Origin of the sequence: Chromobacterium sp. S0633, from assembly GCF_024158805.1 — a bacterium.
Lineage (GTDB): Bacteria > Pseudomonadota > Gammaproteobacteria > Burkholderiales > Chromobacteriaceae > Chromobacterium.
On the sequence record NZ_JAMZGH010000132.1, the window covers coordinates 1 to 578 of the forward strand.

The 578-nt window shown below is 65.7% G+C and carries 1 protein-coding gene; it reads right to left on the minus strand.

From position 1 onward, the window contains the following. Positions 1-578: hypothetical protein (locus NK214_RS24935; protein WP_253315816.1), on the minus strand; the 578-nt coding region annotated here is incomplete at both ends.

Sequence of the window (578 nt, forward strand, 5' to 3'; positions counted from 1 at the left end):
GCCGGCGGCGTCGTAGCGCCAGCTTTGGCTGGGGCTGACCGTGGCTTCGCCGCCGTCCAGGGTGTAGACCGGCAGCGCGTCGCTGGTCTGGCGGATCAGCCGGTTGTTCGCGTCGTATTGGTAGCGGGTGGTGCGCTGCTCCGGCTTGCCTTCGGCTTCCACTTGCAGCCTGCGGTTGCCGAAGCCGTCGTATTCGAAGCGTTTGACGATGCCCAGCGGGCTGGTCTCTTTGAGCTCCCGGCCCTGCGCGTCGTGGACGTAGCGATAGACGCCGCCCAGTGGGTTGGTATAGACGGTCTTGTTGCCCAGGCCGTCGTACGCCATCTTCTCGACACCTCCCTCGGCGTCGGTGATCGCCACCTGACGGCCCAGCTTGTCATGGAGGATGCTGGTAACGGCGTCGCGAGCGGGGTCGCCTTGGATCGTCGGCCGATTGGCGGTCTTGAGGGTGGCCACGTTGACCGGCTGGGCATGACGGGTAATGCGACTCACATCGCTGAACGCGTCGTACTCGGTGGCGGTGGCGTAGCCTTCGGGATCGATGTGCAGGGTCTGGCGGCCGAGCGCGTCGTAATAGT